Below are 1,520 nucleotides of genomic sequence, written 5' to 3'. Positions count from 1 at the left end.
ACCGCTACCGCGTCGACCCCGACGGCACCACTACTCCGCTGGACTGACCCCTGCCACCGGTGGTTGAGCCTGCCGAAACCACGGCGCGGGTTTCGACAAGCTCAACCGCCGACCCGCGCGACCGGCGAGGCTCAACCGCCGACCCGCGCGACCGCTCAACCGCCGGCCCGCGCGACCGGCGAGGCTCACCCGCCGGCGTCCCCGATCACGCCGGCGGCCCGGGCGACCTCCGCGTACGCCTCGGCCAGCGACGTCACGGTCTCGTGGGCGTTGAGTCCGCTCGGGTTGGGCACGACCCACACCTGGCTCTCGCCCCAGTCCTCGGGCTGCCGCCCGGCCCTCGCCCTGGGCAGGGCGAACGCCGTCCGATACGCCGTGATGCCGGCGACGGCGACCCCCCGCGGGCGCCGCTGCGCCACCAGCGCGCGCAGCGCCTCCCCACCCTCGCGCAGCTCGTCGGCCGACAGCTCCGCCGCGCGCGCCGTGGCCCGGCGGGCCAGGTTGGTGATCCCGATCCCGCGCCCGCGCAGCCGGGAGCGGTCCGCGTCGTCCATGCCGGCGGCCGGGTCGATCGGCTCCTCGATCACCCCTCCGCGCAGCAGCGCCGGATAGAACCGGTTGCCCGGGTGCGCGAAGTGGGTGGAGGTCGCCGCCGTCCACAGCCCCGGGTTGATCCCCACGAAGAGCAGCCGCAGCGGCGGATCGCCGCGCCCGGGCAGCAGATCCGGCACCTCCGCGTCGCGGAACGCCTCCAGCTGCTCACGGGTGAAGCTGCGTCTCTCGGCCACCGCTCGAGCCTCCCACACGGCCCCGCCGTTCCACCTCCTCCGCGCACCCGCTCGCACCACCCATGACAGATGTCATGCCCGACCCGTGACAGACCCCCGCCACCCGATGACACAGCGCACTGACCACGACCCCCGCGGCGGTGCAGGCTGGAGCCATGACCACGAACACCACGCCCCACGACACTCCCGCACCAGCCGCGGGCACGCCGGGCGCCCCGCTCCCCGAGGGCGACCACGCGATCTCGGTGCGCGGCCTCGTGCGCCGCTACGGCAAGGGCGCCACCAGCTTCGAGGCGGTGCGCGGCCTCGACCTCGACGTCGCCCGCGGCACCGTCACCGCCCTCCTCGGCACCAACGGCGCCGGCAAGACCTCGACCCTCGAGGTGATCGAGGGCCTCGCCGCCGCCACCGAGGGCAGCGTCCGCGTGCTCGGCCTCGACCCGATCGCCGACCGCGGCCGGGTGCGCAGCCGCACCGGCGTCCTGCTGCAGTCGAGCGGCTTCTCCGGCGACCTCACCGTCACCGAGACCGCGCAGATGTGGCACTCGACGCTCAGCGCGCCGCGTCCGGTCGAGGAGGCCCTCGAGATGCTCGACCTGCGCGCCCGCGCCCAGGTCAAGGTCAGCGCGCTCTCCGGCGGCGAGCGCCGCCGTCTCGACCTCGCCTGCACCCTGATGGGCCGCCCCGAGCTCGTGCTCCTCGACGAGCCCACCACCGGCCTCGACCCCGAGA

The 1,520-nt window shown here is 75.5% G+C and carries 2 protein-coding genes; one reads left to right on the top strand and one right to left on the bottom strand.

Annotated elements, in window-relative coordinates; genetic code table 11:
• Positions 1-185 precede the first annotated feature (185 nt).
• Positions 186-788 (bottom strand): mismatch-specific DNA-glycosylase, encoded by a 603-nt coding sequence (locus ACTUAL_RS22225; protein WP_440901600.1) that lies wholly within the window; start codon positions 786-788, stop codon positions 186-188.
• Between the two features lie 155 nt (positions 789-943).
• Between ACTUAL_RS22225 and ACTUAL_RS22220 the strand changes: the two genes are divergently transcribed.
• On the top strand, positions 944-1,520 hold a 577-nt coding region (locus tag ACTUAL_RS22220; protein ID WP_440901599.1), incomplete at its 3' end, for an ABC transporter ATP-binding protein.

The organism is Actinosynnema sp. (assembly GCF_052038725.1).
The sequence above is the reverse complement of the archived record's forward strand: the minus strand, read 5'-3'. Positions and strand labels throughout refer to the sequence as shown.